Here is a 7,602-nt window from a genome sequence, read left to right as displayed (position 1 = left end):
CACTCGGCCATTTTGCGGGTGAACATCAAACCCGCAGGAATGTGGGTGCAGGTCGGGATCAGCTCAGTACATAGTCCACCGGCAGCAACATTGGCGGCAGGTCGGTCACACCCAGTTCGGACAGGATATCGCGCTCGATGGTGCGCACCAGCGAGTCGGTGGCCAGATCGTTTTCGTCGCGGCCGAACGGGTCTTCCAGTTCATCGGCAATCGCATCCAGACCAAAAAAGGTATAGCTGACAATCGCGGTGAACAGCGGCGTCAACCAGCCCAGCGGCTCGGCCATGGCGAATGGCAACAGGATGCAGAACAGGTAGATCGTGCGGTGCAGCAGCAAGGTGTAGGGGAAGGGCAGCGGGGTGTTTTTGATCCGTTCGCACACCGCTTGTGCCTGGGTCAGGCTGGTCAGGTGATTGGCCAGGAGCATGTAGCGCCACTCGCTCAGCTCGCCGCTCTGATGCAGGTCGGAACACTGCTGGCCGACCTGCTGCAGAATCCGCCCGCTGTAATCCGGTACCTGCGCATCGTGTTGCGGGGTGATCCAGGCGCTGCTGGCTGCCGCTTCGCTTTCCCGGCGCAACCGCGCATTAAGCGCATGTGCAAAACCGCAGAGATTGAGCAGCAACGGTTTGCGCTGCACCGATTCACGAATGACATGGGTTTCGCGGATCACCGAACGAATGTGCACCAGCACATCCCCCCAGGCCTTGCGCGCTTCGTACCAGCGGTCATAGCAGGCGTTGTTGCGAAAATTCATGAAGATCGACAACGACAGCCCGAGCAGGGTGAACGGCGTGGCGTTGACCTTGGTGAAGTTGCTCGGATGCAGGATTTCAATCAGGACGATGGCCGAGGCCAGCAGGGTGACCATCAAGGTGCGCAGGGCAATACGTTTGGCAATCGAACCCTTGAGGGTGAAGAGGATGGCGAATTGGTTGACCTTGGGTCTGATGATCATGCTGGGTGATCCCGGTTACGCTGGGTGAGGGCGGTTTCAGCCGCCGGTCATGTTCATGAAGCGCACGACCTGAACGTCGTCGTTCACTTCGAAATTATGCCGATACGGCTTGAGTTTCATCGCCTCGACGATGGCTTTCTCCAGCCGCTGCGGGTTCCCCGGATGGGCGCGCAGCACGGCTTTGAGATCTACCGAATGCTCGTTACCCAGACACAGTAGCAGGCGACCTTCGACGGTCAGCCGCACCCGGTTGCAAGTGCCGCAGAAATTGTGACTGTGCGGCGAGATGAAACCCAGGCGAATGTCCGGCGCTTCGGCCACGCGCCAGTAGCGTGACGGGCCCTGAGTCGACTCCGTTGACTCGATCAGGGTGAAGCGTTCGGCAATTTTCTCGCGTACCTGGGCACTGGAGAAAAACGACTCCGCCCGGCTGTGTTCGCTGATGATCCCCAACGGCATTTCCTCGATGAAGGAGATGTCGAGCTGGCGGTCAATCGCGAAGCTCACCAGGTCGTTGATCTCCTGATCGTTGCGCCCCTGCATCACCACCACGTTGAGTTTAGTGCGGGTGAAACCGGCCTTGCGCGCGGCATCGATGCCGTTGATCACCTGCGCCAGATCACCGGTGCGGGTCATCTGCCTGAAGCGCTCGGGATCGAGGCTGTCGAGGCTGATGTTCAGACGTTTGACCCCGGCATCGAACAGCGGCGCCGCGAGTTTGCCCAACTGCGAGCCATTGGTGGTCATGCACAGCTCACGCAGGCCGGGCAGGGCGGCGATCTGCTCGCACAACTTGACCACGCCCGGACGGATCAGCGGCTCACCGCCTGTGAGGCGGATTTTGCGCGTGCCCAGCCCCACGAAGCTCTGCGCCAGTTGATAGATCTCTTCCAGGGTCAGGACCTGCTGACGCGGCAGAAACTGCATGTCCTCGGCCATGCAATAGACGCAGCGGAAGTCGCAGCGGTCGGTGACCGACATGCGCAGATAGTCGACGCGGCGGTTGTAACCATCGATCAAGACACGCTCTGACATGACAGCCTCGCAGGAGTGAGAAGTCCGTATCAACGGAACAGGTTGGCGCAGGTTATGGGCAACTTCCGAGGACGTCCAATCACTGTTAATGAACGACTGATTGATGACGTCGATGATCAATTTTTTTTCGTTGAATGTTAGTGCTATTAGTTTCGTAACACCCCGTGAATAAAGGACTTTTCGCCGTGATAGACGGTTTCGATAACGTGGTCATAAATAGCGATTAGACAATATTTTGTATCGGTTCATATCCTTGTTCCGGCAACTGAAATGACCACTTTATTGCTGTGCAAAGTCGGCCGTCGCTGTTTAACCAAGATCAGGTTCCCGCCTGTGTGCATCGTCATGGAGATGTCCCATGTCACAAGTCGACCGTTACAAACCTTACAAGGGTGCCGCTGCCGGTTGGGGGGCTGTGATCAGCCTGACCAAAAGCTGGCTGGGCAGTGAAAACGCCCTGAAAAACATCCGCGCCATGCTCAAGACCAACCAGAACGGCGGTTTCGACTGCCCGGGCTGTGCGTGGGGTGAAGCCCCCGGCGCGAGCATGCTCAAGTTCTGCGAGAACGGCGCCAAAGCGGTGAACTGGGAGGCCACCGGGCGCCTGGTCGATCCGGCGTTCTTCAACAAGTACACGGTGTCGAGCCTGGCCGAACAGAGCGATTACTGGCTGGAATATCAGGGCCGCCTGACTCATCCGATGCGTTACGACGCGCGGATCGACCGCTATGTGGAAATCACCTGGGAAGCGGCATTCGCGCTGATTGCCGAGCACCTCAAGGGCCTGAAATCGCCGCACGAAGCCGAGTTCTACACCTCGGGCCGGGCCAGTAACGAAGCGGCGTTTCTCTACCAGTTGTTCGTCCGCGCCTTTGGCACCAACAATTTTCCCGACTGTTCGAACATGTGCCACGAAGCCAGTGCGGTGAGCATGGGCGAGACCCTCGGCGTCGGTAAAGGCACCGTGGTCTACGAGGATCTGCACCACGCCGACGCGATTTTCGTCATCGGCCAGAATCCCGGCACCAACCACCCGCGCATGCTCGAACCGCTGCGTGAAGCGGTGAAGCGCGGCGCGCAGGTGGTGTGCATCAACCCGCTCAAGGAGCGTGGCCTGGAACGTTTCCAGAACCCGCAGAACCCGATCGAGATGCTCAGCAATGGCTGGGAAGCGACCAACACCGCGTACTTCCGCCCGGCGCTGGGTGGCGACATGGCGATGATTCGCGGCATGGCCAAGTTCCTCCTGCAGTGGGAGCGTGAAGCTCAGGCCAGCGGCGGCGAACCGGTGTTCGACCACGCATTCATCGCCGAGCACACCTCGGGTCTGGACAGTTATCTGGCGCAAGTCGATGCAACGTCGTGGGAGCACATCCTCGAGCAGTCCGGCGTGCCATTGCACGACATCGAACTGGCAGCGCGCATGTATGGCCGCGCCAAGAGCGTGATCATGTGCTGGGCCATGGGCCTGACCCAACACGTGCACTCGGTGCCGACCCTGCAGGAAGTCATCAACCTGCAACTGTTGCGCGGCAACGTTGGTCGTCCGGGTGCCGGCCTGTCGCCGGTGCGCGGTCACAGTAACGTGCAGGGCGACCGCACCATGGGCATCAACGAACTGGCGCCCAAGGAGCTGATGGACGCACTGGAAAACCGCTTCAACTTCAAAGTGCCGCGCATGCATGGCCACAACACCGTCATGGCGATCGGTGCCATGGAGCGGGGCGAGGCCAAGGTGTTCATCGGTCTGGGTGGCAACTTTGCCCAGGCCACACCGGACACCCCGCGCACCCACGAAGCGATGCGCAAACTCGACCTGACCGTGCACATCTCGACCAAGCTCAACCGCAGCCATCTGGTGACCGGGCGCGACGCGTTGATCCTGCCGTGCCTGGGCCGCACCGACATCGACATCCAGGCCGAAGGTCCGCAAGGCGTGACCGTGGAAGACACCTTCAGCATGGTGCACTTGTCGTTCGGTCAACTGAAACCGAAGTCTGCGCATTTGAAATCCGAGCCGGCGATCATTGCCGGGATTGCCGCCGCCACGTTGGGCAGACATCCAATCGACTGGGAGTGGGTCGTGGGCGACTACGGGCGCATCCGCAACCTGATCGGCGACGTGATTCCGGGTTTCGAGAATTTCAACGAAAAACTGCTGACCCCGGGTGGCTTCCACCTTGGCAACGACGCCTCGGACCGGGTCTGGAACACCGAGTCCGGCAAGGCCCAGTTCACCCCGTGCGTGCTGCCGGAACACCTGATCAGCGAAGGCGTGCGCAACCTGCCCGTCAAGCCGCATCTGATCCTGCAAACCATGCGTTCGCACGATCAGTACAACACCACGCTGTACGGCCTTGACGACCGTTATCGCGGGGTCTACGGCATGCGCGATGTGATCTTCGCCAACGAGCAGGACATCCAGCGGCTCGGTTTCGAACCGGGGCAGAAGGTCGATCTGGTGGCGCTGTGGGATGACGATCGTGAGCGTCGGGTCAGCGGTTTCACTCTGATCGCCTACGACATTCCGCCCGGTCAGGCGGCGGCGTACTACCCGGAAACCAATCCGCTGGTGCCGCTGGAAAGCTACGGCGACCGGACCTACACGCCGACCTCCAAATTCGTCGCGATTCGCCTCGAAGCGGCCAAGGTCAGCAACCTGATCCCGTCGTCGGTGGCTTGACCCGCTACTCATAAAAACCATAGCAATTTGACTGGCTGCAGGCGTTCACGCCTGGCGGTGGCCCGGCGACGTGCTGCCGCTTTTCAGCCTGGATGAGGACATCATCATGCTCAACATGGAGGCACTGGACCTGGCGCGAATTCAATTCGCGTTCACGGTTTCGTTCCACATTATCTTCCCGGCGATCACCATCGGCCTGGCGAGTTTCCTTGCGGTGCTCGAAGGCCTGTGGCTGAAAACCCGTGACGACACCTATCGCGATCTCTACCACTTCTGGTCGAAGATCTTTGCCGTCAACTTCGGCATGGGCGTGGTCTCGGGGCTGGTCATGGCGTATCAGTTCGGTACCAACTGGAGCGGGTTCTCGGACTTTGCCGGGAGCATCACCGGGCCGTTGCTGACCTATGAGGTGCTGACGGCGTTCTTCCTCGAGGCCGGTTTCCTCGGGGTCATGCTGTTCGGCTGGAATCGCGTCGGCCGTGGCCTGCACTTCTTTGCCACGGTGATGGTTGCCATCGGCACGTTGATTTCGACCTTCTGGATTCTCGCCTCCAACAGTTGGATGCAGACCCCGCAGGGCTTCGAAATCGTCGACGGTCGGGTGATGCCGCTGGACTGGCTGGCGATCGTGTTCAACCCGTCGTTCCCGTTCCGTCTGGCGCACATGGCGATTGCCGCGTTCGTGGCGACGTCGTTCTTTGTCGGTGCGTCGGCGGCCTGGCACTTGCTGCGCGGCAACAACACGGCGCCGGTGCGCAAGATGTTTTCCATGGCGTTGTGGATGGCGCTGATCGTTGCGCCAATTCAGGCAGTGGTCGGTGACGCCCATGGCTTGAACACTCTGGAGCATCAACCGGCAAAAATCGCCGCCATTGAAGGTCACTGGGAAAACGCCGACAACGGCCCGACGCCGCTGGTGCTGTTCGGTATCCCCGACATGCAGGCGGAGAAAACCCGGTACGCGCTGGAAATCCCGTACCTGGGCAGCCTGATCCTGACCCACAGCCTCGACAAACAGATCCCGGCGCTCAAGAGCTTTCCGAAAGAGGATCGGCCGAACTCGACCATCATCTTCTGGAGCTTTCGCGTGATGGCCGGGCTGGGCATGTTGATGATCCTCGTCGGTGTGCTGGGCCTGGCCCTGCGCCGTGGTGGCAAGCTCTATCAGCATCGTGGCTTCCAGCGTCTGGTATTGCTGATGGGGCCGAGCGGGTTGATCGCGCTGCTGGCCGGGTGGATCACTACCGAAGTCGGGCGTCAGCCGTGGGTGGTGTACGGCCTGATGCGTACCCATGACGCGGCGTCCCACCACTCGGTGGCGCAGATGAGCACCTCGTTGCTGCTGTTCGTGGTGATCTACTGCTCGGTGTTCACCGTGGGCATCGGCTACATGATGAAACTGGTACGCAAGGGGCCGCAGCCGCATCACGAACATCCGCCTGTGGATGAACATTTGCAGACACCGCGCCGGCCGCTTTCGGCAGCGACCGATCACCTTGAATCCGCGACCCGGATCCACTGATAAAGGAGCAACGAATCATGGGTATTCAAGGTATCGATCTCTCGTTGATCTGGGGCGTGATCATTGCCTTCGGGGTGATGATGTACGTGATCATGGACGGCTTCGATCTGGGGCTGGGGATCCTGTTTCCGCTGATCCCCGATGAGCAGGAACGCGACGTGATGATGAATACCGTCGCCCCGGTCTGGGACGGTAACGAAACCTGGCTGGTGCTCGGTGGCGCGGCGTTGTACGGCGCTTTTCCGCTGGCGTATGGAGTGATTCTGGAGGCGTTGTACCTGCCGCTGATCCTGATGCTCTGCGGACTGATTTTCCGTGGCGTGGCGTTCGAGTTTCGCTTCAAGTCGTCACCGCAGAAACGCCATTGGTGGGACAAGGCATTCATCGGCGGCTCGCTGCTGGCGACGTTCTCTCAGGGCGTGGTGATCGGCGCGTATGTGTCGGGCATTCCCGTGGTGGATCGGCAGTTTGCCGGTGGCGGCCTGGACTGGCTGGCGCCGTTCCCGCTGGTATGCGGCGTTGGTCTGGTGGTGGCGTATGCGCTGCTGGGCAGCACCTGGTTGCTGGTCAAGACCGAGGGCATGCTCGAATCGCGGATGCGTCTGTTCACCCGACCACTGGCGTGGTTGCTGACTGCGATGGTGGTGGTGATTGGTGCGTGGACGCTGAAGTTGCACCCGGAGCTGGCCACTCGCTGGTCGACCAGCGGACACTTGATGGTGTTCGCCGGGTTGATGACGTTGGCGCTGCTGGCATTGTTCGGGCTGTTGCGCACCTTGCGTCAGCGTCATACCCACTGGCCGTTCGTGTTCACGCTGGTGCTGATGCTGCTCGGTTACATCGGCCTGGCGCTGAGCATCTGGCCGAACATCATCCCGCCGTCGGTCAGCCTGTGGGCAGCGGCTTCTCCGCCCTCGAGCCAGTTGTTCGCCCTGATCGGCGCACTGTTCATCCTGCCGGTGATCCTGATGTACACCTTCTGGAGCTATTACGTGTTCCGCGGCAAAGTGAGGATTGGCGATGGCTACCATTGATTCGCGTGAGGTCAGAACCAGCCGCTGGTACAAGCGCCTGGGCTGGCTGTTGTTGATCTGGCTGGGCAGTGTGGTGTCGCTCGCAGTAGTGGCGAGCCTGCTGAAACTGGCGATGTATGCAGCAGGGATGAGGACGCACTGAAAATGAAAAAACCGGAGCCTTGGCTCCGGTTTTTTTGCCCGCAATTCTTAACGCCACTGATGCCCCTGTGGGAGCGGGCTTGCTCGCGAAGGCGTCAGGTCAGTCGCCATTGATGCCGAATATGCCGGCCTCTTCGTGAGCAAGCCCACTCCCACCCTTGATCGCGGTTAGCTCCAAATCCTTCATCCAGCCGTAATCCCCTGTGGGAGCGGGCTTGCTCGCGAAAGC

The 7,602-nt window shown here is 60.3% G+C and carries 6 protein-coding genes; 4 read left to right on the top strand and 2 right to left on the bottom strand.

The window, feature by feature from the left end; genetic code table 11:
- Positions 1-58: 58 nt before the first annotated feature.
- Together ACXR0M_RS27180 and moaA are read right to left on the bottom strand one after the other, a co-directional pair.
- The gene (locus tag ACXR0M_RS27180) at positions 59-958 is read right to left on the bottom strand and encodes a bestrophin family protein (protein WP_458834683.1); all 900 of its coding nucleotides are present in this window, start codon (positions 956-958) and stop codon (positions 59-61) included.
- A gap of 36 nt (positions 959-994) precedes the next feature.
- Complete coding sequence (gene moaA / locus ACXR0M_RS27175; RefSeq protein ID WP_458834682.1) at positions 995-1,993, bottom strand: GTP 3',8-cyclase MoaA; 999 nt, start codon at positions 1,991-1,993, stop codon at positions 995-997.
- 358 nt (positions 1,994-2,351) lie between these two features.
- Between moaA and ACXR0M_RS27170 the strand changes: the two genes are divergently transcribed.
- From ACXR0M_RS27170 to ACXR0M_RS27155, 4 genes are all read left to right on the top strand, one after another.
- The gene (locus ACXR0M_RS27170; protein ID WP_458834681.1) at positions 2,352-4,676 is read left to right on the top strand and encodes an FdhF/YdeP family oxidoreductase; all 2,325 of its coding nucleotides are present in this window, start codon (positions 2,352-2,354) and stop codon (positions 4,674-4,676) included.
- A gap of 106 nt (positions 4,677-4,782) precedes the next feature.
- Positions 4,783-6,198: a cytochrome ubiquinol oxidase subunit I gene (locus tag ACXR0M_RS27165; protein ID WP_458834684.1), complete on the top strand. Its 1,416-nt coding sequence runs from the start codon at positions 4,783-4,785 to the stop codon at positions 6,196-6,198.
- Between the two features lie 17 nt (positions 6,199-6,215).
- Positions 6,216-7,232: a cytochrome d ubiquinol oxidase subunit II gene (gene cydB / locus ACXR0M_RS27160; RefSeq protein WP_458834680.1), complete on the top strand. Its 1,017-nt coding sequence runs from the start codon at positions 6,216-6,218 to the stop codon at positions 7,230-7,232.
- On the top strand, positions 7,219-7,374 hold the full coding sequence (locus tag ACXR0M_RS27155; protein WP_458834679.1) for a DUF2474 family protein: 156 nt from the start codon (positions 7,219-7,221) through the stop codon (positions 7,372-7,374). The genes cydB and ACXR0M_RS27155 overlap by 14 nt, the downstream gene beginning before the upstream one ends.
- Positions 7,375-7,602: the final 228 nt, after the last annotated feature.

This window comes from Pseudomonas sp. Eth.TT006 (genome assembly GCF_054456575.1).
Note: the sequence above shows the minus strand (reverse complement) of the source record. Positions and strands in the feature narration are given on the sequence as shown.